The organism is Pseudomonas sp. 37 R 15 (genome assembly GCF_900004865.1).
GTDB classification, from domain to species: domain Bacteria; phylum Pseudomonadota; class Gammaproteobacteria; order Pseudomonadales; family Pseudomonadaceae; genus Aquipseudomonas; species Aquipseudomonas fluorescens_AM.
The window spans coordinates 140006-164092 of record NZ_CVTV01000020.1 but is presented as its reverse complement, the minus strand read 5'-3'; the positions used below and the strand labels follow the sequence as shown (position 1 = coordinate 164092).

Below are 24087 nucleotides of genomic sequence, written 5' to 3'. Positions count from 1 at the left end.
CACTTTTTCCACGAGCTTCTGGAGAACACATGACGCTTTCCAATCACGTCGCGGTCATTACCAGCGATGAACAAGCCCTTATTGTCGCCAGCGACCTGGCCGAAGACCTGCGCCGCGACAGCGCCCAACGCGACCGCGAACGCCGCCTGCCGTTGCCCGAGCTGGATGTCTTTTCCCGCTCCGGCCTGTGGGGCATCAGCGTGCCCAAGGCCTACGGCGGTGCCGGCGTGTCCAACGTCACCCTGGCCAAGGTCATTGCGCTGATTGCCCAGGCCGACGCCTCCCTGGGCCAGATTCCGCAAAACCATTTCTATGCCCTTGAAGTGCTGCGCGTCAACGGCAACCCCGAACAACAGCAGCGCCTGTACGCAGAAGTGCTGGCCGGCCAGCGCTATGGCAACGCCTTGGCGGAACTGGGCACCAAGACCGCCCACGACCGCGTCACCCGCCTCAGCCGCGACGGCGAGGGTTTTCGCATCAGCGGGCGCAAGTTCTACGCCACCGGCGCGATCTATGCCCAGCGCATCCCCACGTCGGTGGTGGATGAACACGGTGTCCAGCAACTGGCCTTCGTGCCCCGCGACAGCGCCGGCCTGACGGTGATCGACGACTGGAGCGGCTTTGGCCAGCGCACCACCGGCAGCGGTTCTGTGGTGTTCGACAACGTCTGGGTGGACGCCCGGGACGTGATCCCGTTCCAGAGCGCCTTCGAACGCCCGACCACCGTCGGCCCCCTGGCGCAGATTCTTCACGCCGCCATCGACACCGGCATCGCCCGCGCCGCCTTCGAAGATGCGCTGCATTTTGTGCGCACCAAGACCCGCCCCTGGATCGACTCAGGCAGCGACAAGGCCACCGATGACCCGTTGACCTTGAAAAGCTTCGGCCACCTGAGTATCCGCCTGCACGCCGCCGAGGCGTTGCTGGAGCGCTCGGGCGAATTCCTTGATCGCGCCCAGGCCGACAGCACGGCCCAGACCGTCGCGGCCGCCTCCATCGCCGTCGCCGAAGTGCGCGCCCTGAGCACCGAAATCTCCCTCGCCGCCGGCAGCACGCTGTTCGAACTGGCCGGCAGCCAGGCGACCCTGGCCGAGCACGGGCTGGACCGCCACTGGCGCAACGCACGGGTTCACACCCTGCACGACCCGGTGCGCTGGAAATATCACGCCGTGGGCAATTACTACCTCAACGCCGAAAACCCGCCGCTGCGGGGGACGATCTGATGAGCAAGAAAAAGATCCTGCTCAATGCGTTCAACATGAACTGCATCGGGCACATCAACCACGGCTTATGGACCCACCCACGGGACACGTCCACCCAGTACAAGACCCTCGAGTATTGGACCGAATTGGCGCAAACCCTGGAGCGCGGGCTGTTCGACGGCTTGTTTATCGCCGATATCGTCGGCGTGTATGACGTGTACCAGAAGTCTGTCGACGTGCCGCTCAGGGAATCGATCCAGTTGCCGGTCAACGACCCGCTCCTGCTGGTCTCGGCCATGGCGGCCGTCACCCGCAACCTCGGCTTCGGCCTCACCGCCAACCTGACCTACGAGCCGCCCTATCTGTTCGCCCGGCGCATGTCCACCCTCGACCACCTGAGCCGCGGCCGAGTGGGCTGGAACATCGTCACCGGCTACCTCGACAGCGCCGCCAAGGCCATGGGCCTGAACGAACAAGTCGAGCATGATCGCCGCTACGACCAGGCCGATGAATACCTGCAGGTGCTGTACAAACTCTGGGAAGGCAGCTGGGAAGATGACGCGGTCGTCAACGATCCCAAGGCGCGGGTGTATGCGCAGCCAGCCAAGGTGCACAAGGTCGAGCATCACGGCGAGTTCTACCAGGTCCAGGGTTATCACCTGTGCGAACCCTCGCCGCAGCGCACGCCGGTGCTGTTCCAGGCCGGCAGTTCGGACCGTGGCCTGCAGTTCGCCGGACGTCATGCCGAGTGCGTATTCATCAGCGGGCAGAACAAGGCCTCGACCAGGATCCAGGTGGACAAGGTGCGTGCCAGCGCAGTGGCGGCCGGGCGTAATCCGCATGACATCAAAGTGTTCATGGGCCTCAACGTCATCGTCGGTGCGACCGAAGAACTGGCCTGGGCCAAGCACGCCGAGTACCTCAGCCATGCCAGCGCCGAGGCCGGCGTGGCGCACTTTGCGGCGTCCACGGCAATCGATTTTTCCGAGTACGAACTGGACGAGCCGATCCAGTATGTGAAGAGCAATGCGATCCAGTCGGCCACCAGAAACCTGCAGAACAACGACTGGACCCGGCGCAAATTGCTGGAGCAGCACGCCCTCGGCGGGCGCTATATCACGCTGGTGGGCTCGCCTGAGCAGGTTGCGGATGAGCTGGAATCCTGGATCAGCGAAACCGGGCTTGATGGGTTCAACCTGACGCGCATCGTCACGCCGGAAAGCTACGTGGATTTCATCGACTGGGTGATACCGGAATTACAACGACGCGGCTCGTACAAGACTGAGTATGAGCAGGGCACGCTGCGCGAAAAAGTCTTCCACGGCACCGCTCGCTTACCCGAACAACACACCGGCTCGACCTACCGACACTGAACCAAAAATATGGGAGGGGGCGTGCCCCCGATGGCGGTGAATCAGTCACCGGATTGGTTCGCTGACACACCGCTATCGGGGGCAAGCCCCCTCCCACATGGGATCTGCATTGTTTGTCCTAATACCTTATGACTGGAAATTGATGATGAAAAAAATACTGCTCACCCACCCAGTCAAAGCACTGGCCCTGGCCTTCGGATTATTCAGCACAGCCGTATTCGCCGCCGATGCGCCGTTGAAAGTCGGCACCACCGCCGCCTTCGCCATCCCGCTGGAAGCGGCCGTTGAAGAGGCCGGCAAACAAGGCCTGAACGTCGAGCTGGTGGAGTTCACCGACTGGATCGCCCCCAACGTCAGCCTCGCCGCCGGCGATATCGACGTGAACTACTTCCAGCACATTCCGTTCCTGGAAAACGCCAAGGCCGCTGCCGGGTTTGACCTGGTGCCTTACGCGCCGGGCATCATCAACAACGTCGGGCTGTATTCGAAAAAGTACAAAAGCTTCAACGACCTGCCCGAAGGCGCCAGCGTGGCCATCGCCAACGACCCGATCAACAGCGGTCGCGGCCTGCAGCTGCTGGCCAAGGCCGGGCTGATCAGCCTCAAGCCGGGCGTGGGCTACAAGGCCACCGAAGAAGACATCGTCAGCAATCCGAAAAAAATCAAAATTCTGCAAGTGGAAGCCGTGCAACTGGTGCGCGCCTATGACGACGCCGACCTGGTGCAGGGCTACCCCGCGTATATCCGCCTGTCCAAGACCTTCGATGCGCAATCGGCGCTGCTGTTCGACGGCCTGGACCACCCGGAATACGTGATCCAGTTCGTGATTCAGCCCAAGAGCAAAACCGACCCACGGCTGATCAAGTTCGTCGACATCTACCAGCACTCGCCAGTGGTACGCGCCGCCCTGGATAAATCCCTCGGTACGCTTTACCAAGTCGGCTGGGAAGCTAAAAAATGACCGCGACCAATGCCCGACTGCGCGACCTGGACACACCGCCCAGGGACGCCTGGCAGACCGAACTGCATGCGGATTTGCACCGTGCCCACGTGCGGTTCATCAACCTGGGTAAAACCTATGACGGCACGGTGCATGCCTTGCACGGCATCGACCTGGCGATCCAGCGTGGCGAAGTGTTCGGCATCATTGGCCGCAGCGGCGCCGGCAAGTCGTCGCTGATTCGCACCATCAATCGCCTGGAACAACCCAGCAGCGGGCGGGTGCTGATCGATCAGGTGGATATCGGCGGCTTCGACGAGGACCGCCTGGTCGTACTGCGCCGACGCATCGGCATGATCTTCCAGCACTTCAACCTGATGTCGGCCAAGACCGTGTGGCAGAACGTCGAGCTGCCCCTCAGGGTCGCCGGCGTGCCCAAGCCGCAGCGTGAACAAAAGGTGCGCGAGCTGCTGGAACTGGTGGGTTTGCAGGACAAGCACACAGCGTATCCGGCGCAGCTTTCCGGGGGGCAGAAACAGCGCGTGGGCATCGCCCGTTCGCTGGTGCACGACCCCGAAATTCTGCTGTGCGACGAGGCCACATCGGCCCTGGACCCGGAGACCACCCAATCGATCCTCGGCCTGCTGCGCGAGATCAACCAGCGCCTGGGCCTGACCATCGTGTTGATCACCCATGAGATGGCGGTGATCCGCGACATCTGCGACCGCGTGGTGGTGCTGGAACACGGGCGTATCGTCGAGCAAGGCCCGGTGTGGCACGTGTTCGGCAATCCGCAGCATGACGTCAGCAAAACCCTGCTCGCCCCCTTGCAACACGGGCTACCGCCTGAATTGCAAAGCCGCCTGCAACCCACTTCCCCATCGGCCGACGCCGCGCTGGTGCTGCGCTTGCAGTTCACCGGCAGCGACGCCGATGAGCCCGACCTGGCCGCCCTGTTCAAGGCCCTCGGCGGCCGCGTGCGCTTGCTCCAAGGCGGGGTGGAACGCATCCAGGGCCATGCCCTGGGGCAATTACTGCTGGCGGTGAATGGATCGCCGCACAGCGCCGAAGAACTGCGCAACCGCGCCGCGAACTGGGCGCAACAGGTGGAGGTGCTGGGCCATGTGGTTTGATCGTTTAGTACAGGGCGCCATCGACACGTTATTGATGGTGGGCGTGTCGTCGTTGATCGCCCTGCTGGTGGGGATTCCGCTGGCCGTGTTTCTCGTCACCAGCGACAAAGGCGGCATCTACCAGGCGCCGACGCTGAATCGGGTGCTGGGCGCCTTCGTCAATCTGTTCCGCTCAATTCCCTTTCTGATCCTGATGGTGGCGCTGATCCCGTTCACCCGCCTGATCGTGGGCACCACCTATGGCGTGTGGGCGGCAGTCGTCCCGCTGACCATTGCAGCCACGCCATTCTTTGCGCGTATCGCCGAAGTCAGCCTGCGCGAGGTCGACCATGGACTGATCGAAGCGGCGCAGGCCATGGGTTGCCGCCGCTGGCACATCATCTGGCACGTGCTGTTGCCGGAAGCGCTGCCGGGGATCGTCGGCGGGTTCACCATCACCCTGGTGACCATGATCAACTCATCGGCCATGGCCGGTGCGATTGGCGCCGGTGGCTTGGGCGACATTGCGTACCGCTATGGCTACCAGCGTTTCGATACGCAGATCATGCTGACGGTGATTGTGCTGTTGGTGGTGCTGGTGGCGGTGATTCAACTGGGCGGGGATCGGTTGGCGCGGGTACTGAACAAGCGGTGAGGTATAGTCGGGCATTTCAGCGCCCGGTATTGCCTGTCATGACCCTCAAGCCCGACGACCTCAACCAGATCACCGCCACCACCCTCGGCCATTACAACAACGTGGCCGAAGACTTCCGTGAAGGCACCCGCGATCACGATGTGAGCCAGAACATCGATGCGCTGCTGCGGCATATCCAGGGCGCGGCGCCGTTTACCGTGCTGGATTTCGGCTGCGGGCCGGGGCGGGATTTGCAGACGTTTACACGCATGGGGCATATCGCCGTGGGGCTCGACGGTTCCGAGCGGTTTGCGCAGATGGCGCGCGAAGACAGCGGTTGCGAGGTGTTGCAGCAAGACTTCCTGAAACTGGACCTGCCTGCCGAGCGCTTTGACGGGATCTTCGCCAATGCGGTGCTGTTTCACATACCCAGGCAGGAATTGCCACGGGTGCTCAAAGAGCTGCATGGAACGTTGAAACCTGGCGGCGTGCTGTTCAGCTCCAATCCTCGGGGTGACAACCGGGAAGGTTGGAACGGGCCGCGGTATGGGTCTTATCACGATCTGGAGGCATGGCGGGGGTTGCTGGTTGAGGCCGGGTTTGAAGAGCTGGAGCATTACTATCGACCGGCGGGTTTGCCAAGGGAGCAGCAGCCTTGGTTGGCCAGTGTGTGGCGCAAGGTTTGAGTGATTTATCGCCTGGGCTGAAGCTATCGGGGGCAAGCCCCCTCCCACAGGGGAACGCATTCCAAATGTGGGAGGGGCGGTGCGACGATTCGACTTGCCCCCGATGATCTCAAGGGCGACGTCGATCCACCTGATACACCACCGGTTTCTCACCCTCCACCAGCGCCGTCACACTGCGCCCGGCATACCCTTCTTTTTGCACGCGCGAAAAATTCGCCACCAACCGCGTCCCATCGGCGAACGTCGTTTGCTGCAACAGTTTGTCCACCGTCAGCCAGCGAAAACCAGTCATCGCCTGAGTCGCCAAGCGCTCATGCAGCGGGCGGAAAAACCGCTCCTGGCGCTGAATCACCGGCAGCCGTTCCTTGAGCGTTGCTGCACTCACGTGATACAGCGGCGGCACGTTGTAGAGCAGTTGGGCCAGCTCATTCTCCGCCTGCACATTGCTTAACTTCAGGCTGTCGAACAACCAGTGATGGGTGGTAATCACCGAGCCATGGAACACCGTCTGATACAGCGGCAGGCGCATTGTCGGATCGAGATACACCGTGCGCAGCGACGCTTTCAAGGGCACCGGTTTGAAGAACACGGCCGGTTGCTCCGGCGGGTACCAGTTGCCGACGTAGTAGGCTGACTGTGGGTCCTGGGTCATCTCGCGGTCCCCCCAGCCCATCACCGGTGTTTGCATGCCATGGGCGAACAGGATGCCCTGGGCGGTGATGGCGTTGCCGTCCTCGGAGCCTGCGGGCAGTTTGAGCGAGGTGTTGATCCAGCGCGACGCGTCGATACTGCCTTGGGCGTTTTGCGCCTGGGTCATTGGCGCACTGTCGCGGTAACTGTCAAAAACCATTCCGGCGGCATAAGCGTCGAGAAACCAGGCGTTGAAACCGGCTGCGGCCTGTACCGCTTTCACCCGTGTCTGCAACAAAGGTCGCACACAGCGTGGATCGGTGTAGTGGCCGGATTGCTGGAAGCCGACCTTGAGTGCGCCGCTTTTCAACACGATTGCGCAGTCGCGATAGGCCTTGCCGCCCAGATGAGCAGTGGTCCAATCGGCGTTTTCAGCTGCGGACAAAGCCGTTTCATACGAATCATAAGGCGCCACCAGATAACCGGCATCCACCCCCGCACGAATCGCCTCGGGATGCCACAGGCCGCCTTCCCAACCTTCGCCCAGTGTCAGCAGCAGACGCTTGAGCCCAGCGTCGCGCAAGGCCTGGATGCTCGAATGACCCCAGGTTTCGGGGCGATCCCCCAAGGCCCCGGCGAAATCCAGGGCCAGCTCGCGACGCAACTCGCCGTAGCGAGCGGCAAGGCGATTCATGTCGGGCTCTTCTACCTGCCAAGCCTGCCGAACCTTCGTGTTGATGGCCGCATTGAAGCCACGCAACAGCAGGGTTTGCTCATAGCGATTCAATGCACGTGTCTGCGCGAGCACCTGCGCAGGCTCCTTGTCCATCAGCCCACTGAGCTCATGCGTGCGCAACCGTTTGATCAGCGCGGGCCAATCAACCACATCATCGAGCTTCAGCAAGCCGTTGCCCCAGAGGTAAACGTGACTGGCACCGAGCAATTTTACCGCCTCCGGCGTTTGCCGCAGCTTGTCCGCCAGCGACTCGTAACGGCCCTGCTCGACCAGCCACTGACGATAGCGTTTGGCGCCGGCCAACGGGTCGGCATCGCCCAGGTGCAACAGCAGCGTCATCGGCGCCTGCGGCTCGAGCGAGGTGAATTCATGGGACACGGACAGCGCCACGCCCTGGCCGTCCGCTTGCCATTGGAGGCGATTGTGATAGGGGTTGGTCAGCAGCCAGTTGAGCGTGAAGCGCCCGTGATCCAGCCCCCATAGCGGCAAGCTGAGGTCCTGGGTCGTATTGAGCTCGCCCCGCCCGATCAGAAAATCTTTCCACACGGCATTATCGGCCGGCACGTAATGCCCCTCGGCCAACGGCCAGATCAGCCCTTGACCCATGGCCCTGGCCGGCTGGCGCAGCAGGGCCAGCTCACCCGCTTCACGGGCATTGATTGTCAGGGTCAATTCGCGCTGCTCAAGCCGGGCCGTCAGGCGATAGGCGCCGCTGTCCCACTGCCAGGAAACCTGTTCGGCGTCGGCCTGCAGCGCGTTGACCGCATGCGCGGTGACACCGCTGGAAGCTTGTACCGAGGCCTCGCCCGCGGGGGTGACGCGCAGCGCCAGGGTGGCGGGGTCGAGGTCAACCCGCCACAGGGCGTTTTCCAGCACGGTGGAGGCCAAGACTGAGGGCGCGAGGAGAAGCGCGCCGAGTAAAAAGAGCGGACGCAGGCACTGCATGGGAATCGACCTGAATGAGAAGAAGGCCGAAAGAGTAAAACATGCGCAGTCTCGCCGGGACGGCAAGCGGCGGTTTAGGAAGCTTCCCACAGCCTCAATCGAGATGAAGATCCAAATGTGGGAGGGGGCTTGCTCCCGATGGCGGTGGTTCAGTCACCTGATGCTTGGCTGACATACCGCTATCGGGGGCAAGCCCCCTCCCACAGTTTTTAACTGCGTTGTTCCTGTTGATCCTGCTTGGGCTCGCGGATTTTGTACCAGGCCACGTACAGCGCCGGCAGGAACAACAGCGTCAGCAACGTGGCGATAATGATCCCGCCAATCATTGCGTAGGCCATCGGCCCCCAGAACACTTCCCGGGCAATCGGGATCATGCCCAGGCTGGCTGCCGCGGCCGTGAGCAGGATCGGCCGGCGCCGATGCTCGGTGGCTTCCACCACCGCATCCCACGGCGTATAACCGGCCACTTCGTACTCATGGATCTGCGTCACCAGAATCACCGAGTTGCGGATGATGATGCCGATCAGCGCGAGGATACCCAGGATCGCCACGAAGCCCATGGGCGTGCCCGTGGGAATCAGCGCCAGCACCACGCCGATCAGCCCCAGCGGCGCAACGCTGGCCACCAGGAACATCTTCTGCACGCTGTGCAACTGGATCATCAGGAAGGTCGCCATCAGGAACAGCATCAACGGCACCACGCTGGCAATCGGGCCCTGGGCCTTGCCGCTTTCTTCCACGGTACCGCCGGTGGCGACTTTGTAGCCCACCGGCAGGCCGTCGTTGAACTTCTGGATAGTCGGCGCCAGCTGCTTGACCAGGTCGGTCGGCTGCATCTCGTCACGCACCGCAGCCTTGACGGTAATCGTCGGCTTGCGATCACGACGCCACACCAGCGGTTGCTCCAGTTCGTAACGCACCGTGGCGAAGGCCAGCAACGGAATCGAGGTGCCGTTGGGTGTGACGATCTGCAGGTTCTGCAGGGTTTCCGGCGTACCGCGCTCGGCGTCTTCGGCGCGGCCGACCACGTTGATCAGGTAAATATCGTCATGCACCTGAGTGACCGACGCGCCGCTGACCACGCTGTTCATCAACTGCGCCACGTCTTCGGACGACAGCCCCAGTTGCCGCGCCTTGTCCTGGGCGATGTCGATGCGCAAGACTTTGCCCGGCTCGTTCCAGTCGTAGATGATTTCGCCCAAGTGGGTGTTCTGATCGAGCAAGGTCGCCAGTTCGATGGCGTGCTTGCGCACCTGGTCGGTGTCTTTGCCGGACACGCGGTACTGGATCGGCCGACCCACCGGCGGGCCCATTTCCAGCGGCTGTACAAAGCTGCCGATGCCGACGAAGTCATCGCGCAGACGCTTCTGCAGACGCGTAATCAACTCGCCGCGCTCTTCCAGGCCTTTACTCACAATCACAAGCTGCGCGTAGTAGGGGTTCTCCAGCTGCTGGTCCAGCGGCAGGTAGAAACGGATCGCGCCCTGGCCGATATAGGTACTCCAGCGAGCGATGTCCGGGTCGTCCTTGATGATGGCTTCGAGGCGGTCGACTGCCTTGCGCGTCTCGTTGATCGAGGCGTTCTGCGGCAGGTTCAGGTCAACCAGGATTTCCGGGCGATCCGACGACGGGAAGAACTGGTTCTGCACGAACTGCATGGAAAACACCGAGGCCACGAACAGCGCCACGGTGATGCCGATGGCCCACCAGCGGTTGCGCATGGCCCAGAGCATGCCACCGTTGAAGGCGCGACCAATGCGCCCCGGTTCGGCGTCGTGCGGCTTCACCTTGGCGCTGAGGATATGCACGCCGATCACCGGCGCAAACAGCACCGCCACGACCCACGACACCAGCATGGCCACGGCGATGACCGCGAACAGTGTGAAGGTGTACTCGCCCGCCGAACTGGCGTTAAGACCAATCGGCACAAAACCGGCCACGGTCACCAGCGTGCCGGTGAGCATCGGGAACGCCGTGGAGGTATAGGCGTAGGTCGCGGCCTGCTCCTTGGTTTCGCCTTTTTCCAGGCGTGTGATCATCATCTCCACGGTAATCATCGCATCGTCCACCAGCAGGCCGAGGGCGATGATCAAGGCGCCCAATGACACCCGCTGCATGGTGATGCCGCTGTATTCCATAAACACGAACACCAACGCCAGCACCAGCGGAATCGAGCACGCCACCACCAGCCCGGCGCGCATGCCCAGGCTGATAAAGCTCACCACCAGCACGATGATCACCGCTTCGAACAGCGCACTGGTAAAGCCGCCGACGGCCTCTTCCACCACTTCGGCCTGGTCCGAGACTTTGTGCACACCGACGCCCACCGGCAGGTCGGCGGTCAGCTCATCCATGCGCCCGTGCAGCGCCTTGCCGAACGACTGGATATTGCCGCCCTTCTGCATCGCAATCGCCAGGCCGATCGCCGGCTTGCCGTTGAAACGGAACATCGGCCGCGCCGGGTCGACGTAGCCACGGCTGATGTCGGCAATGTCAGCCAGGCGATAGAAGCGGTCATTGAGGCGCAGGTTGACGTTGGCCAGGTCCTTCTCCGAGGCGAACTGCCCGGAGGTGCGCACCGAAATCCGTTCCGGCCCGGCCTCGATCACCCCGGCGGGCGTGACCGCGTTCTGCGACTGCAGGCTTTGCACGACCTGGCGCTGATCAATGCCCAGTGCCGCCAGTTTGCGCGTGGAAAAATTCAGGTAAATCACTTCGTCCTGCTGGCCGATCATCTCGACCTTGCCCAGCCCCGGCACCGAGCGGATCTCGGCGCGCACCTGCTCCACGTAGTCGCGCAACTGGCGCATCGACAGGCCGTCGCCGGTAAAGGCGTATACCGAGCCGAACACATCACCGAATTCGTCGTTGAATGATGGCCCCTGCAAGCCTTGGGGGAAGGTGCCGCGAATATCGTCGATCTTCTTGCGAACCTGGTACCAGATCTCCGGGATAGCCTTGGCGCTGGTGGTGTCCTTGAGGAACACGAACACCGTGGACTCGCCTGGCCGGGTGTAGCTTTTCACGTAGTCGAGGGAGTCGAGTTCCTCGAGTTTTTTCTCGATGCGGTCAGTGACCTGCTTGAGGGTTTCTTCCTGGGTCGCGCCCGGCCAGCGGGTCTGGATCACCATGGTCTTGATGGTGAACGAGGGGTCTTCCTCGCGCCCCAGGTTCATGTACGAAAACACGCCCATCAAAAGCGCGACGAACATCAGGTACCACACGAAGGACTGATGCTTGAGGGCCCAGTCGGATAAGTTGAAGCTCCCTTTCATCGCGGGCTGTCCTCGTCGATTTTGACTTTTTGCCCGGGTTTCAGGCTGTTCACACCGGCGGTGACAATGCGTTCACCGGGTTTGACGCTGCCGTTGAGCACGGCGCTGTCGGCATCCCGGCTGACGACCGTGACGTCACGCGGCTGCACCGTCTGGCTCTGGGTGTCGAGCAGCCAGATGCGGGTCTTGCCGTCGACGTCCTGCAACGCGCTCAGGGGCAGTTCGATGCGCGGCGCGATGGCGCTGCTCAGGGTGACGCTGATGGCGGTGCCCAGGCGGAACGCGGCGGGGGTTTCGGTCAGGCTCAGGCGTGCGCGACGGGTGCGCGTGGCGCTTTGGGCCTGGGGCTCGATCTCGCGCACGATGGCGGTGGTCTGCACGCTGGGGTCCAGTTGCCCGGCGACGAGGAACACCACATCTGCGGGCAAGCGCTCGGCTAGCCCGGCGGGCAGGTCGATCACCGCTTCCTTGATATCCGGGCGAGCCAGGGTCACCACTTGCTGGCCGGCGCTGACCACTTGGCCGGCCTCGGCATTCCAGGCGGTGACGATGCCGGCGTGGTCGGTGCGCAATTCGGCGTAGTTGAGCTGGTCCTTGGCCTGGTTGACCGAAGCGCGCGCCTGATCGAGGGTGGCCTGGGTGGTTTTCAGGTCAGTCTGGGCCACGTCGAGCTGAGCCTGGGCACCGACGCCACGGTTGAACAGTTCCTGCTGGCGGCGGGCATTGGCCTGGGCATTGATGAACTGCGCCTGCACGCGTGCCAGGTCGCCCTGGGCGGCGCGCAATTGGTTCTGCTGGTCGGTGGGATCGAGCACGGCAAGCAAGGCGCCCTTCTGCACCTCAGCGCCCACGTCCACGGCGCGACGCGCAATACGGCCAGGTACACGGAAACCCAGGTTACTTTCGTAGCGCGCCTGAATGGTGCCGGCAAAGCGACCGAGGTTTTCCTGGTCTTCGGCCTTAACCTCCATGGACAGCACCGGGCGCACCGGTTCGGGCGGTGCTTCTTCTTTGGAGCAGGCCATCAGCAACAGGCTGGCGGCGACGATGACCGTCAGTTGCTTCATGGTTGGGCTCCTTGCTCGGCGATTTCAACAGGCATGCCGGGGTGCAGCAATTGCCCACCGGCCACTACGACTTTTTCGCCGCCGTTGAGGCCATCGCCGATGATCACTTTGCCGGTGAGGTAACGCGCCACCGTGACCTTATGCAAGTGCGCCTTGCCGTCACCGTCCACCAGCCACACGGCGGGTTCACTGAGGTCTTTGGTCAAGGCCGACCACGGCAACTCGATGCTGGCCCTGGCCGGGCCATTGGCGGTGGCGCTGACCACCGAGCCCAACTCCATGCCATTGGGCAGGCTTTGCAGGGCAATCTTCACCTGCACGGTGCCGGTATTGGCGGCCACGGCCGGGGTGACTTCACGGACCTTGCCCACGGCCTTGATGCTCGGGTTGTCCAGCAGGCTGACGGTAATCGGCGCATCCGACGGCGGTTCTACCAGCAGGGATTCATAGACGTTGAACACCGCATCGCGTTCGCCGTCACGGGCCAGGCTGAAGATCGGCATGGTGGCTTGTACCACCTGGCCGACTTCGGCCTGGCGCGCCGTGATGATGCCCGGCGCGTCGGCGATCAGCGCGGTGTAGCCCAGTTGTTCACGGGCGTTGGCCAACTGGGCCTGGGCGGCGGCGAGGGCGCTCTGGCTGCCGCGCAGCGCGGCCTGGGCGGAATCGTATTCGCTGCGGCTGGTGTAGCCCTTGGGCAAGAGTTTTTCCTGGCGCACGAACGCAGCGGCGGTCTGCTTGACCCGTGCCTGCTCGGCCACGACCTGGGCCTGGGCGGAGTCGACGTTGGTCTGCAGGTCCTTGGGGTCGAGCCTGGCCAGCACTTGCCTGGCCGTCACCCGGTCGCCCACATCGACCATGCGCTGGATGATCTTGCCACCCACGCGAAAGGACAAATCGGTTTGCACCCGCGCCTGGATATCCCCCGTCAGCGTGACCGCCGCGGCGAAATCCGCTGGCTGCACGGTTTGCACGAACACCCGGGAATGGGCTTTGGGTTCGGTCTTTTCCTGACCACAGCCGCCAAGCAGCGTCAGTAAGCCAAATCCGAGTAAAAATGTCGAAATGCGACCGCCCATGCAGGCTCCTTTTGCGTGATGCCGACTTGCCAGTGTGTATGCGACTGTGAGCGTAGTTCAGGGTTCCTTATCTGCATGGAGGATCCCATACTCCAATGGTTCCCATGCCGACTAAATGCATATGCTCAAAACCCTCGCGGTGGCCAATTACCGCTCGATCAATAAATTGGTGGTGCCCCTGGACCGGCTGAATCTGATCACCGGTCCCAATGGCAGCGGCAAGTCCAACCTGTACCGCGCCCTGCGCCTGCTCGCCGAAACCGCCCAGGGCGGGGTGATCAACGCCCTGGCCCGCGAAGGCGGGCTGGACTCGACCTTCTGGGCCGGGCCGGAAACCATCAGTCGGCGTATGCGCAGCGGCGAAGTGCCGATCGAGTCCACCGTGCGCCAGGGCGTCAAGCGCCTGCGCCTGGGGTTTGCCGCCGAAGATTTCAGCTACGCCATTTCCCTGGGATTGCCGGAACCCTCCAAGTCGTTTTTCAGCCTTGATCCGCAAGTGAAGAAGGAGTGCATATGGGCCGGGCACCTCTACCGCCCGGCCAGCCTGCTGGTGCAACGTTGCGGGCCGATGGTGCGCGCTCGCGAGGGCCGCGCCTGGAATGTGCTGGCCCAGCACACGCCCAATTACCACAGCCTGTTCGACCAGGTCGGCAGCCTGCGTGGCTCGCCGGAAGTGCTGCTGCTGCGCGAGAGCATTCGTGGCTGGCGCTTTTACGATCACTTTCGCAGCGACGTCGACGCGCCCGTGCGCCAGCCACAGTTGGGCACCCGCACACCCGTGCTGCACCACGACGGGCGTGATTTGGCGGCGGCCTTGCAGACCATTCGCGAGATTGGCGACCCCGAGGCGTTACAGCGCGCGGTCAGCGATGCGTTCCCCGGCGCGCGCCTGAATATCCAGCCGCTGCAGGGCGGGCGCTTTGCGATTGAGTTCTATCAGGAAGGCTTGCTGCGGCCGTTGTCGGCGGCCGAATTGTCGGACGGCACCTTGCGCTACCTGCTGCTGATTGCCGCGCTGCTGACACCACGGCCGCCCACCATGATGGTGCTGAACGAACCGGAAACCAGCCTGCATCCGGACCTGTTGCCCGCGTTGGCGCGCTTGATCATCGCAGCGTCGAAGCAGTGCCAGGTGTGGGTGGTGTCCCATGCCAGCCGCTTGATTGCGGCGTTGCAGCACGATGAAGGGTGCAATTCGATTGTGCTGGAGAAGGTGCTGGGGGAGACGCGGATTGTCGGGCAAGGGATGCTGGATGCGCCGGCGTGGCATTGGCCGGAGTAGGTGGTAGCTGTACCGGCCCTATCGGGGGCAAGCCCCCTCCCACATTGGACTGTATTCACACGTCAGATTTTGTGAGTCCGGTCCAGTGTAGGAGGGGGCTTGCCCCCGATGAGCCAGTACAGTCAGCACAAAAATCAGGTTTCAGCCCTGCCACTTCCCGCCTTCAACAATCACACTCTCAGGCTTGGTGTCATCGCTCAGCTCTTTACGCACATAGTGGTCATACAGCTTGAGCAAAAATTTCTCCTCACCCAACTTCGCCAACTCCGCATTCACCCAGTCGCGCAGTTCGATATTGCCCTTCTTCACCGCCGGGGCAATCGGTGCTTCATCACCGAGTTTCTGCTCCAGCACACGGTAGCCGGGGTTCTGCTTGGCCCAGCTGAACAGCACCAGGTTGTCCTGCGCGTAAGCATCGCCACGGCCGGCCGACAGCGCCTGCAGCGACTCGGAGTTTTTCTCGAACTTGAGCAGTTTCCAGTCCGGGTGGTTCTTGGTCAGCCAGATATCGGCGGTAGTGCCAGTGGTGACGATGGTGGTGCGGGTCGCCAAATCATCCAGGCTCTTTACCGCGCTGTCGTTCGGCACCAGTGCCTGTACCGCGACTTTCAGGTTGGGATTGGTGAAGTCCACCGCTTCCTTGCGCTCCGGCGTGACCGTCATGTTGGCGAGGATCAGGTCGACCTTGTCGCTCTGCAGGAACGGGATGCGGCTGGCGGGCTCCACGGCGACGAATTCGACTTTGTTTTCATCGCCCAACAGGTCCTTGGCAAATTGGCGGCCGAGGTCGGTATCGAAGCCGACGTAACGCCCGGCCTCATCCACAAAACCGAACGGCGGCTTGTCGGTGAAGACGCCGACGATCAGCTTGTCCCGCGCCTTGATTTTGTCGATGTAGCTGACAGCCGCAGGTTTGGTGGGCTCTTCGGCCTTTTTATCGCAGCCGGCCAGTAACGCGACGGCCAACAGTGGCAGCAGTAACTTTTTCATATCAGCTCCGGTTCCTTGCGCTTTTTGGGCAGTGTTGAAACAAAGGAGAACTTCTCCAGGAACTGCTGCGCGCGTGCGGTCTGCGGGTTCGTAAAGAATGCCTCGGGGGTGTTGTGTTCGAGGATGCGACCGGCCTCCATGAACACCACGCGGTCGGCGACGGCGCGGGCGAAGGCCATTTCGTGGGTGACAATCAGCAGGGTCATGCCATCGCGGGCCAGGCCCTGGATGACTTCCAGCACTTCCTTGACCATCTCCGGGTCGAGGGCGGCAGTGACTTCATCAAACAGCATGACCTGCGGGTTCATGCACAACGAACGGACGATGGCGATGCGTTGCTGCTGACCGCCGGAAAGCTGGCGTGGGAAGGCATCGCGCTTGTCGGCCAGGCCCACGCGTTCGAGCAATTTTTCAGCTTGCGCGCGGGCTTCACGCGGGTCGCGTTTTTGCACCTTGAGCGGGCCGAGCAGAATATTGTCGAGCACGCTCATGTGCGGGAACAGGTGGTAGCTCTGGAACACCATGCCAATGTCCTGGCGCACCTGGCGCCAGTCGGTGTGCTTGCCCAGAAGCTCAAGGCCGGCAAACCGCAAGCTGCCGCTGTGGGCGACTTCCAGCCCATTAAGGCAGCGCAGCAAGGTACTTTTGCCGCAACCGCTGGGGCCGAGGATCACCACCACTTCGCCGCTTTGCACACTCAGGTCGATACCCTTGAGCACCTGCGCCTGGCCGAAGAATTTGTTGAAACCCTGAAACTCGATCAATGCGCTCATGCTTGGGCCCAGCGCCGTTCCAGCACCTTGGAGGCGGCCGACAACGGGTAGCAGATAAAGAAGAAAAACAGGAACAGCGCGCCGTAGATCAATACCGACTCGTAGGTGCGCTCGATGATTTGCTGGCCGACCTTGATCACATCCACCACACCGATCAGCACCGCCAGCGAACTGGTCTTGATGATGCGCGTGTAGACGTTGATGGTCGGCGGCGTCATGCGTTTAAGGGCTTGGGGCAGCAGTACATAGCCGTACAACTGCGGGGCGGACAGCCCGATCGACAAGCCCGCTTCACGCTGGCCACGCGGCAGTGAATGCAATGCGCCACGCACCACTTCACCGACCTCACTGGCGCCCCACAGCGACAACACCCATACCGCGCACCAGAAACTCGGCAGGCTCAAACCAAAGAAGATCGGCAGGCCGAAGAACAGCAGGTACAACCACACCAGCACCGGTATCGCCCGGAACAGCTCCAGGTACACCCGCAGCACAGCGTTGATCACCGTGTTGTTCAGAGTCCGCAGCACGCCATACAGCACGCCGCCGACCGTACTGAAGGCGATGCTCAAAAATGAAATCGACAGGGTTTGCGCAGCGCCCTTGCCCAGTTGCGGCAACGACACCCACAACAACTCAAGACCCGAACTGGCCATGCTGGAGCCTCCGTTCCAGGCGGCTGAGCAGCAGCGACAACGGCAGGAACAGCAGCACGCAAATCAGTGTCAGCACGGCAAGCATTTCGTAGGTCTTGTAGTAGAGCGCGATGTAGCTCTTGGTGGTGTAAAGAATCTCCGGCACCGCCACGGCGGAAACCACCGTGGTCTCCTTGAGCAGAAAGATGAAATTGGCGAACAACGCCGGCAGGCTGAGAATGCCGGCCTGGGGCAAAATCACATGGCGCAGCAGTTGCCAGTCGGACAGGCCGATGGACTTGCCCGACTCGATCTGCGCCTGCAGTACCGCCTCCACGCCGGCGCGCAGCACCTCGGTGAGATACGCGCCGCCGAGAAAGGTCATGGTGATGATCGCCGCCCAGAACCCGGAGATATTCACGCCCAGGGCCGGCAGCGCGAAGTACACGAAGAACAGTTGGATCAGCAGCGGGGTGTTACGCGCCAGCTCCACGTACAGAGCGACCAGCCGCGACAGAAAGGGTGTGCGAAACACCAGCAGCGCCGCATTGATCAGCGCCACCAGCATGGAGCTGGCAATCGCAATCAAGCCGACTTGCAGCGTCACCCCGACCGCCTTCAGAAACGCGGGCAAGGTGCTGAGGATAAAAGCCAAATCGAAGGTCATGTGCAGTCCATATCGCCGCATGGGTAATGCCGCGAGCGCAGTCCGTTCCGGCGTGGATAACGTCGGGTAGCGCGAACTTTAAAGGTATAAAAAGCAAACTTTAAATACCGAAATTACATATAGATATCACTCAAAAAGCTAACCTGTGGATTTCTGGTTCGCAGCGCCCCCTCCCACATTTGGGTTGCGCTAAAAAATTCAGGGCAAAAAAAACGCCGACGCTGTAGTAGCCGTCGGCGTTGAAACCTTGAAGGGGTGTTGGCTTACATCAGAACGCCGGCACCACCGCGCCGTTGTATTTCTTCTCAATGAAAGCTTTGACTTCCGGGCTGGTCAACGCCTTGGACAGCTTCTGGATAGCGTCGCTGTCCTTGTTGTCCGGGCGAGCAACCAGGAAGTTCACGTAGGGGGATTTGGCGTCTTCGATGATCAGCGCATCCTTGGCCGGGTTCAGGCCGGCTTCCAGTGCGTAGTTGGTATTGATCACATCCAGGTCAACCTGGTCGAGTACGCGCGGCAGCAGAGCCGATTCCAGCTCTTTGAATTTGAGGTTTTTCGGGTTGTCCTTGATGTCCTTCGGCGTGGACAGCGCGTTGGTCGGATCTTTCAGGGTGATCAAACCGCTCTTCTGCAGCAGCAACAGGGCGCGGCCACTGTTGGAGCCTTCGTTCGGAATGGCCACGGTGGCGCCATCTTTGAGCTCGGAAATATTTTTGATTTTTTTCGAGTAACCACCGATAGGCTCGACGTGCACGCCGACCACCGTCACCAGGTTGGTGCCTTTACCTTTGTTGAAGTTTTCCAGGTACGGCAGGGTCTGGAAGTAGTTGGCGTCCAGGCGCTTCTCGGCCACTTGCACGTTCGGTTGTACGTAGTCGGTGAAGACTTTGATCTGCAGGTCCACCCCTTCCTTGGCCAGGGTTGGCTTGATCAGCTCGAGGATTTCGGCGTGGGGGATCGGGGTGGCGGCCACCACCAGTTTCTCGTTGGCCTGGGCGAAGCTGGCCGTCAGGGCAGCCGCCAGTGCGGTAAACAACAGAACCTTTTTCATGCAATGTCCTTCTAACGACCGTTTTTATGTGAGGTGCCAGCGAAGTGCTATCGCGGCGTGGGGTGGACAATACCTAGATTTTTTATTCCCGAACAATATCTTTTATTCACGTTGATATTCCATTTTGCTCATACAGGAATTTTCGCAGGGCCTCCTGTTCCGCGGGACTGGCGCTCGCGAAAATCCGCCGCACCTGCTCCAGCGGCGAACCGGCGCTGGGCAGGTTCAGATGCTCCGGCAGAATTTCATCGCCGCTGCTCACCAACAGCGCAAAGTGAATGACGTTTTCCAGCTCGCGGGTATTGCCCGGCCAGCTGTGGTGCTCCAGCACGCGCTGGGCGGCGTCGCTGATCAGCGGCACCGGCAGGTCCAGGCGCTGGCTGTAGATACCCAGGAAGTATTCGGCCAGGGACAGGATGTCGCCGACCCGCTCGCGCAGCGCCGGCAGGTCCAATTGACCTTCGCTCAAGTAATGGAACAGGCGCTCATGAAACTTGCCCGCCGCCACTGCCTGGGCCAGGTCGATACTGGTGGCTGCCACCAGGCGCACGTCCACCGGGCTTGGCTGCTGGGCACCGACACGGGTGACTTCGTGGTTTTCCAGGGCGGCGAGTAACTTGACCTGGATCGGCAACGGCAAATCGCCGATTTCATCCAGGTACAAGGTGCCGCCATTGGCCGAACCGAACCACCCGGCCCGGCTGCTCGCCGCGCCGCTGTGGCTGCCGGCGGCATAGCCGAACAATTCCGCGTCGGCGTACGTCGGGCTGATCGCACCGCAGTTGACCGACACAAACAGGCCCGTGCGGTCACTGCCCCGGTGGATATGCCGCGCCAGCAGCTCCTTGCCGCTCCCCGTCTCGCCACGAATCAACACGGGCAACGCACGCGGTGCCAGGTTTTCCAGGTCCTCGCGCAGCTGCCGCGAACGTGGGTCGACGAACACCAACGCTTTGGCGCGGATGCTCAGCGGGCTCTTTTCGGCGTCGGGGAAGGTCAGCAACGGCTGGCCGTAGGTTTCATGCAGACTCATGGCAGGCTCCCGCCCCATCCACTCAAGGGATGGGGCGTTGAAATATTTTATGCGCGGCGTCGCGCGTGATGCTCAAGGCGGCTTTGCAGGCGATAGAGGTAGGCGAAGCCTTGCTCCCAGCGCTGGTGGCCGGACTTCACATTGATGTGCCCGGCGCCCGACAATATTCCGGCTTCGGCGCCCCAATGACGCGCCAGCTCCAATGCCCGTGGCGCACTGACGGCACTGTCGTTGTCGGAACTGACCACCTGGCTGGGAAACGGCAGCAGGTCGGTAGGAATCGGCGCAAAGTTGCGCAGGGCGGGGGCACAGGCCGGACGTTCGACATCCGCCGGAGCCACCAGCAACGCACCGTGTACCTGGCGCAGGAAATGCACAGGCGCAGTGGCCGCCCAGTGCGCCACGGTGATGCAACCCAGGCTGTGGGCGATCAGGATCACCGGCGTGCTGTCGGCGGCGATGGCCTCAGCCAACGCGGCCACCCAGTCTTCGCGGCGCGGGGTCAGCCAATCGTCCTGCTCCACGCGCGCACTGTTGGGCAGGCTGTTCTGCCAGTGACTTTGCCAATGTTCTTCTGGCGATCCTTGCCAGCCCGGCACGATCAGGTAACGAATCGACTCGCTGTGCATGGGTGTGCCCTCCTGCAGCGTTTAACGTTGCTGATCAGTATAGGGATGCGGTTTATATTCGTTAAGGAATAAGAAGCTATTTATTAATAACCAAAAAAAGATTCACGTGGTTAGCTGCAAGCTGCAAGTTAGAGGCAAAAAAAAGGCCGCACCCTGCCAAGGAGACGGCCTGAAAAACGGCATCGCGCTATGCGTTGCAAACAAACCTGCTTTTACTTGCAGCTTGAAACTTGCCGCTGCGCCCTACCGCGCCGTTATCACCGACAGCCTGGTAATCCCCGCGCGCTCGATAGACGCCATGGCGCGCGCCACTTCGCCGTAGTTCACGCCATCGTCAGCCTGCAGTTGCACCCGCACATCGGGGTCCTTGGCCTTGGCCGCCTGCAGATTGAATTCCAGCAGGTCCGGCTGGATTTCGTCCTTGTTGATAAACAGCTTGCCGGCACCGTCGATGCTCACCACCAGCGGGTCTTTCTGCTCGACCGGCGCCACGGCCTCGGTCTTGGGCAGGTTGATCGGGATCGAGTTGGTCAGCAGCGGCGCGGTGACGATAAACACCACCAGCAGCACCAGCATCACATCCACCAGCGGCGTGACGTTGATCTCGCTCAGCACCTCATCACTGTCTTGCGTGGAAAAGGCCATCTCAGGACGCCTCCTTCACTTTCTGCGGGTTGCCGACGCTGGCTTTGTTCAGCGCCGGATGCAGCAGCACGCGGAAGGCGTTCTTTTGCGCCAGGCTGTAGAAGTCGTGGGCAAAGTCGTCAAGGTCGGCAGCCGTCAGCTTCAGGCGGCGCAGGAAATAGTTGTAGACCAGCACCGCCGGCACCGCGACGGCAATCCCCACCCCCGTCGCGACCAGTGCCGCACCGATGGGCCCCGCCACGGTTTCCAGGCTGGCTGAACCGGCGGCGCTGATGCCCTTGAGCGCCTCCATGATGCCCCATACGGTGCCGAACAGGCCGATAAACGGCGAGGTACTGCCGATACTGGCGACCACCGCCAAGCCGGTTTCCAGGGAGCGGCGCTCACGCACGATCTGCTGGCGCAAGGCGCGCTCGAGGCGGTCCTGATGATTGATCGCCTGGCTCAGGTCAGCCGCGTGCGGGGTATCGCCCACCTGGATCGCGGCATACCCGGCCTGGGCCACCCGTGCCGCCGCACCCGGCTGGGTGTCGGCCAACTCGGCCGCGGCGTCGAGGCTCGATGCGGCCCAGAACTGTTTGTGAAACTTGCGATCCTGGGCCTTGAGACGCCCGAACTGCACGCCCTTCAACAATGCCAAGCCCCAGGTGGCGACTGAAAAGACCACCAGCAACCAGATCACCGCGCTTTCGATGGATTCAAGTGGAGATGCCAAAGCCATGATGTTTTCCCTCTGTGCCGCTGAATAATTAATGAATCTTGAAATCGATCGGTACGCTGACCCAACCGTCCTGGGCCACCTCACCCTGCTTGGCCGGCACGAAGCTCCAACGCTTCACGGCGGCCAATGCGGCGTCATCGAGTTGCTGGCGACCGCTGCTTTTCTGGAGCTGGATTTCACCGGGTTTGCCGCTGGCCAATACGTGTACCCGCAGCAACACGGTGCCCTCCCAACCACGCCGCTGAGCCAGTGACGGGTATTCCGGCGCCGGATTCTTCAGGTACGCGGCGTTGGCCGAAGCGGGCGTCACCGGCGCCGGCGCGGGTGCAGCAACCGGTGCCGGGGGCGCCGGTACAGGCGGCGCGGGCGGCTGTTCGATGGCCTTGAGTGCTGGCTTGGGCTCAGGTTTTGGCAGCGGCTTGGGTTTGGGCTTGACCACCGGTTTGGGCGGCGCCGGCTTGGCGGCCAACTCATCCACCACCGGCGGCGGTGGCTCGAGCACCGGAGGTGGCGGCGGCACCGGCGGCGGTGGTTCAACCACCGGCGGCGCCGGCCGGGAAAACTCGATGGTCATCGGCGGGATTTCCGGCGGCACCACCGGCAGCACCGGGGTGGGCTTCTGGCTCACCCAGTAGATCACCGCGCCGTGCAAGGCCAGCACCAACAATCCCAACAGCACGCCTTCGCGCCGGCTGGAAAAACGCTTGGGGGTCTGCTGCAGGCGCAACTGCCCCAACGGCGCGCGGTGCGGCCGGCCAAGGTCGACCAACTCACCGCTCGGTGCCAGGCGCCCTTGCGCCTCGGTGGCACGGGCGGCGGTCTGGACATTGCCCATTGATTCACTCCCTACGGTCTTCAACCAAAAAACCGGCGGACCTGCGTGGCAGGCCGTCCAGGGTTGAATCATCGGGCTGGGCGCTTATCTCTTAAAGTAATCTTTAAAGTTATGCTTATGCTTAATTTGAATATACAAAACTGACTCATACGCCAAAGCCACAGTTTGCGCGGCCTGGCGCCGAGGTCGAATTTTCCAATGCGTTTCAGGCATGCAAAATATTCAGTAGAGGCATGGTTCAACGGGGCTGTTTGCGCACAAATCGAACAGTTCAGCCTGTAAGCACTGCCCTGCCGCACTCAGGCCGCTGCGGGCATACAACGCCAGGCGCACGCCTTGCACCACGGGCAAACCGCTTTCTGCGCCCAACACCACATGCCCGGCCTGCACCACCCGCAATGGCAACAGACTCACGCCCAACCCCGCCGCCACGGCCGAACACACGCTGGCCAGGCTTGCGCTGGAATAGCCGATACGCCAGCGCCAGCCGCCCACTTCAAGGTGGTGCAGCATTTCATTGCGGTACAGGCCGCCCACGGGAAACGCCACCAGTGGCAACGGATCGCGTCCCAGGCACGGCGTGCTGCGGCTGTCCACCCAGCACAGCGGCTCGGGCCACGAGGCCAGGCAGTCATCGCTGCTGCCCATCTGCTTGACCAGCAACACGTCGAACTCCCCGCTGCGGTATTGGCGTTGCAATTCGGGGCCCAGGCCGCTGGTGACCTCCAGGCGCACCCGTGGATAGGCCAGCACAAACGCCGACAGCAGCGGCATCAGCCGCTGCGCCGCAAAATCTTCCGGCACACCCAGGCGCAGCACCCCGTCACTTTGCTGGCTGATCATCACATCGGCGGCCTCTTCATGCAGCGCCAGGATGCGTCGCGCATAGGCCAGCAAGCGCTCGCCTTCGGCAGTGGCGACGACACGCCGTTGATCGCGGTCCAGCAATTGGCACGCCACGGCATCTTCCAGGCGGCGGATCTGCTGGCTGACGGTGGACTGGGTCAAATGCAGGCGCTCGGCGGCGCGGGTGAAGTTGCCGCAGTCCACCACGGCGACAAAGCTGCGCAGCAATACCGGATCGAACATGATCATTCTCTTTGCCACTGATAGGCATGGTTATATTTAATTTCAGAATACTCGGGAC

General features: G+C 62.1%; 22 protein-coding genes. 7 read left to right on the top strand and 15 right to left on the bottom strand.

From position 1 onward, the window contains the following. The first annotated feature begins 29 nt into the window (after positions 1-29). The 6 genes from BFQ04_RS05975 to BFQ04_RS05950 all read left to right on the top strand — a co-directional run bounded on the left by BFQ04_RS05975 (position 30) and on the right by BFQ04_RS05950 (position 5947). Positions 30-1223 (top strand): SfnB family sulfur acquisition oxidoreductase, encoded by a 1194-nt coding sequence (locus BFQ04_RS05975; protein ID WP_065950012.1) that lies wholly within the window; start codon positions 30-32, stop codon positions 1221-1223. After that, positions 1223-2575 carry an LLM class flavin-dependent oxidoreductase gene (locus tag BFQ04_RS05970; RefSeq protein ID WP_065950011.1) on the top strand — a complete coding sequence of 451 codons (1353 nt, stop codon included), beginning with the start codon at positions 1223-1225 and terminating at the stop codon, positions 2573-2575. Before BFQ04_RS05975 ends, BFQ04_RS05970 begins: the two co-directional genes overlap by 1 nt. Before the next feature lie 145 nt (positions 2576-2720). After that, positions 2721-3536 carry a MetQ/NlpA family ABC transporter substrate-binding protein gene (locus BFQ04_RS05965; RefSeq protein ID WP_065950010.1) on the top strand — a complete coding sequence of 272 codons (816 nt, stop codon included), beginning with the start codon at positions 2721-2723 and terminating at the stop codon, positions 3534-3536. Further along, positions 3533-4648, top strand: a complete 1116-nt coding sequence (locus BFQ04_RS05960) for a methionine ABC transporter ATP-binding protein (protein WP_065950009.1) — start codon at positions 3533-3535, stop codon at positions 4646-4648. Before BFQ04_RS05965 ends, BFQ04_RS05960 begins: the two co-directional genes overlap by 4 nt. Continuing rightward, positions 4638-5282, top strand: coding sequence for a methionine ABC transporter permease (locus BFQ04_RS05955; protein ID WP_065893807.1), 645 nt, complete (start codon positions 4638-4640; stop codon positions 5280-5282). The genes BFQ04_RS05960 and BFQ04_RS05955 overlap by 11 nt, the downstream gene beginning before the upstream one ends. A gap of 38 nt (positions 5283-5320) precedes the next feature. After that, positions 5321-5947 (top strand): class I SAM-dependent methyltransferase, encoded by a 627-nt coding sequence (locus BFQ04_RS05950; RefSeq protein WP_065950008.1) that lies wholly within the window; start codon positions 5321-5323, stop codon positions 5945-5947. 109 nt (positions 5948-6056) lie between these two features. On the opposite strand, the gene BFQ04_RS05945 is transcribed toward BFQ04_RS05950, so the two are convergent. The 4 genes from BFQ04_RS05945 to BFQ04_RS05930 form a co-directional block, all read right to left on the bottom strand. Beyond that, on the bottom strand, positions 6057-8258 hold the full coding sequence (locus BFQ04_RS05945; RefSeq protein WP_065950007.1) for a glycoside hydrolase: 2202 nt from the start codon (positions 8256-8258) through the stop codon (positions 6057-6059). A 209-nt stretch (positions 8259-8467) separates the two neighbouring features. Next, complete coding sequence (locus tag BFQ04_RS05940; protein WP_065950006.1) at positions 8468-11533, bottom strand: efflux RND transporter permease subunit; 3066 nt, start codon at positions 11531-11533, stop codon at positions 8468-8470. Beyond that, complete coding sequence (locus BFQ04_RS05935) at positions 11530-12600, bottom strand: efflux RND transporter periplasmic adaptor subunit (protein WP_065950005.1); 1071 nt, start codon at positions 12598-12600, stop codon at positions 11530-11532. The genes BFQ04_RS05940 and BFQ04_RS05935 overlap by 4 nt, the downstream gene beginning before the upstream one ends. Beyond that, positions 12597-13679: an efflux RND transporter periplasmic adaptor subunit gene (locus BFQ04_RS05930; RefSeq protein ID WP_065950004.1), complete on the bottom strand. Its 1083-nt coding sequence runs from the start codon at positions 13677-13679 to the stop codon at positions 12597-12599. The genes BFQ04_RS05935 and BFQ04_RS05930 overlap by 4 nt, the downstream gene beginning before the upstream one ends. 121 nt (positions 13680-13800) lie before the next feature. Between BFQ04_RS05930 and BFQ04_RS05925 the strand changes: the two genes are divergently transcribed. Next, a complete protein-coding gene (locus BFQ04_RS05925; RefSeq protein WP_065950180.1) occupies positions 13801-14961 on the top strand; it encodes an AAA family ATPase in 1161 nt (386 codons plus the stop codon). A 141-nt stretch (positions 14962-15102) separates the two neighbouring features. Here BFQ04_RS05925 and BFQ04_RS05920 read toward each other — a convergent pair whose 3' ends face one another. The 11 genes from BFQ04_RS05920 to BFQ04_RS05870 all read right to left on the bottom strand — a co-directional run bounded on the left by BFQ04_RS05920 (position 15103) and on the right by BFQ04_RS05870 (position 24029). Beyond that, positions 15103-15951 (bottom strand): transporter substrate-binding domain-containing protein, encoded by an 849-nt coding sequence (locus BFQ04_RS05920; protein ID WP_065950003.1) that lies wholly within the window; start codon positions 15949-15951, stop codon positions 15103-15105. Continuing rightward, positions 15948-16724, bottom strand: a complete 777-nt coding sequence (locus BFQ04_RS05915) for an amino acid ABC transporter ATP-binding protein (protein WP_065950002.1) — start codon at positions 16722-16724, stop codon at positions 15948-15950. Before BFQ04_RS05915 ends, BFQ04_RS05920 begins: the two co-directional genes overlap by 4 nt. After that, complete coding sequence (locus BFQ04_RS05910) at positions 16721-17380, bottom strand: amino acid ABC transporter permease (RefSeq protein ID WP_065950001.1); 660 nt, start codon at positions 17378-17380, stop codon at positions 16721-16723. The genes BFQ04_RS05915 and BFQ04_RS05910 overlap by 4 nt, the downstream gene beginning before the upstream one ends. Continuing rightward, a complete protein-coding gene (locus BFQ04_RS05905; RefSeq protein WP_065950000.1) occupies positions 17361-18026 on the bottom strand; it encodes an amino acid ABC transporter permease in 666 nt (221 codons plus the stop codon). Before BFQ04_RS05905 ends, BFQ04_RS05910 begins: the two co-directional genes overlap by 20 nt. A 268-nt stretch (positions 18027-18294) precedes the next feature. After that, complete coding sequence (locus tag BFQ04_RS05900; RefSeq protein WP_065949999.1) at positions 18295-19077, bottom strand: MetQ/NlpA family ABC transporter substrate-binding protein; 783 nt, start codon at positions 19075-19077, stop codon at positions 18295-18297. Between the two features lie 106 nt (positions 19078-19183). After that, positions 19184-20110 carry a sigma 54-interacting transcriptional regulator gene (locus BFQ04_RS05895; protein WP_065949998.1) on the bottom strand — a complete coding sequence of 309 codons (927 nt, stop codon included), beginning with the start codon at positions 20108-20110 and terminating at the stop codon, positions 19184-19186. Positions 20111-20157: 47 nt separating this feature from the next. Continuing rightward, on the bottom strand, positions 20158-20739 hold the full coding sequence (locus BFQ04_RS05890) for an alpha/beta hydrolase (protein WP_065949997.1): 582 nt from the start codon (positions 20737-20739) through the stop codon (positions 20158-20160). 243 nt (positions 20740-20982) lie between these two features. Beyond that, positions 20983-21384, bottom strand: a complete 402-nt coding sequence (locus tag BFQ04_RS05885; RefSeq protein WP_065949996.1) for an ExbD/TolR family protein — start codon at positions 21382-21384, stop codon at positions 20983-20985. Between the two features lies 1 nt (position 21385). Next, positions 21386-22105: a MotA/TolQ/ExbB proton channel family protein gene (locus tag BFQ04_RS05880; protein ID WP_065949995.1), complete on the bottom strand. Its 720-nt coding sequence runs from the start codon at positions 22103-22105 to the stop codon at positions 21386-21388. A gap of 28 nt (positions 22106-22133) precedes the next feature. Continuing rightward, positions 22134-22940 (bottom strand): energy transducer TonB, encoded by an 807-nt coding sequence (locus BFQ04_RS05875; protein WP_065949994.1) that lies wholly within the window; start codon positions 22938-22940, stop codon positions 22134-22136. Between the two features lie 222 nt (positions 22941-23162). Further along, positions 23163-24029 (bottom strand): LysR family transcriptional regulator, encoded by an 867-nt coding sequence (locus BFQ04_RS05870; RefSeq protein WP_065949993.1) that lies wholly within the window; start codon positions 24027-24029, stop codon positions 23163-23165. Between the last annotated feature and the right edge of the window lie 58 nt (positions 24030-24087).

Excerpts from the sequence above, each read along its gene's own strand:
- BFQ04_RS05920 (WP_065950003.1), bottom strand. The coding sequence starts at position 15,951 with ATGAAAAAGTTACTGCTGCCACTGTTGGCCGTCGCGTTACTGGCCGGC.
- BFQ04_RS05930 (WP_065950004.1), bottom strand. The coding sequence starts at position 13,679 with ATGGGCGGTCGCATTTCGACATTTTTACTCGGATTTGGCTTACTGACG.
- BFQ04_RS05870 (WP_065949993.1), bottom strand. The coding sequence starts at position 24,029 with ATGTTCGATCCGGTATTGCTGCGCAGCTTTGTCGCCGTGGTGGACTGC.
- BFQ04_RS05900 (WP_065949999.1), bottom strand. The coding sequence starts at position 19,077 with ATGAAAAAGGTTCTGTTGTTTACCGCACTGGCGGCTGCCCTGACGGCC.
- BFQ04_RS05895 (WP_065949998.1), bottom strand. The coding sequence starts at position 20,110 with ATGAGTCTGCATGAAACCTACGGCCAGCCGTTGCTGACCTTCCCCGAC.
- BFQ04_RS05890 (WP_065949997.1), bottom strand. The coding sequence starts at position 20,739 with ATGCACAGCGAGTCGATTCGTTACCTGATCGTGCCGGGCTGGCAAGGA.
- BFQ04_RS05875 (WP_065949994.1), bottom strand. The coding sequence starts at position 22,940 with ATGGGCAATGTCCAGACCGCCGCCCGTGCCACCGAGGCGCAAGGGCGC.
- BFQ04_RS05975 (WP_065950012.1), top strand. The coding sequence starts at position 30 with ATGACGCTTTCCAATCACGTCGCGGTCATTACCAGCGATGAACAAGCC.
- BFQ04_RS05915 (WP_065950002.1), bottom strand. The coding sequence starts at position 16,724 with ATGAGCGCATTGATCGAGTTTCAGGGTTTCAACAAATTCTTCGGCCAG.
- BFQ04_RS05885 (WP_065949996.1), bottom strand. The coding sequence starts at position 21,384 with ATGGCCTTTTCCACGCAAGACAGTGATGAGGTGCTGAGCGAGATCAAC.
- BFQ04_RS05945 (WP_065950007.1), bottom strand. The coding sequence starts at position 8,258 with ATGCAGTGCCTGCGTCCGCTCTTTTTACTCGGCGCGCTTCTCCTCGCG.
- BFQ04_RS05905 (WP_065950000.1), bottom strand. The coding sequence starts at position 18,026 with ATGACCTTCGATTTGGCTTTTATCCTCAGCACCTTGCCCGCGTTTCTG.
- BFQ04_RS05935 (WP_065950005.1), bottom strand. The coding sequence starts at position 12,600 with ATGAAGCAACTGACGGTCATCGTCGCCGCCAGCCTGTTGCTGATGGCC.
- BFQ04_RS05910 (WP_065950001.1), bottom strand. The coding sequence starts at position 17,380 with ATGGCCAGTTCGGGTCTTGAGTTGTTGTGGGTGTCGTTGCCGCAACTG.
- BFQ04_RS05925 (WP_065950180.1), top strand. The coding sequence starts at position 13,801 with ATGCTCAAAACCCTCGCGGTGGCCAATTACCGCTCGATCAATAAATTG.
- BFQ04_RS05880 (WP_065949995.1), bottom strand. The coding sequence starts at position 22,105 with ATGGCTTTGGCATCTCCACTTGAATCCATCGAAAGCGCGGTGATCTGG.
- BFQ04_RS05940 (WP_065950006.1), bottom strand. The coding sequence starts at position 11,533 with ATGAAAGGGAGCTTCAACTTATCCGACTGGGCCCTCAAGCATCAGTCC.
- BFQ04_RS05950 (WP_065950008.1), top strand. The coding sequence starts at position 5,321 with ATGACCCTCAAGCCCGACGACCTCAACCAGATCACCGCCACCACCCTC.
- BFQ04_RS05960 (WP_065950009.1), top strand. The coding sequence starts at position 3,533 with ATGACCGCGACCAATGCCCGACTGCGCGACCTGGACACACCGCCCAGG.
- BFQ04_RS05955 (WP_065893807.1), top strand. The coding sequence starts at position 4,638 with ATGTGGTTTGATCGTTTAGTACAGGGCGCCATCGACACGTTATTGATG.
- BFQ04_RS05965 (WP_065950010.1), top strand. The coding sequence starts at position 2,721 with ATGAAAAAAATACTGCTCACCCACCCAGTCAAAGCACTGGCCCTGGCC.
- BFQ04_RS05970 (WP_065950011.1), top strand. The coding sequence starts at position 1,223 with ATGAGCAAGAAAAAGATCCTGCTCAATGCGTTCAACATGAACTGCATC.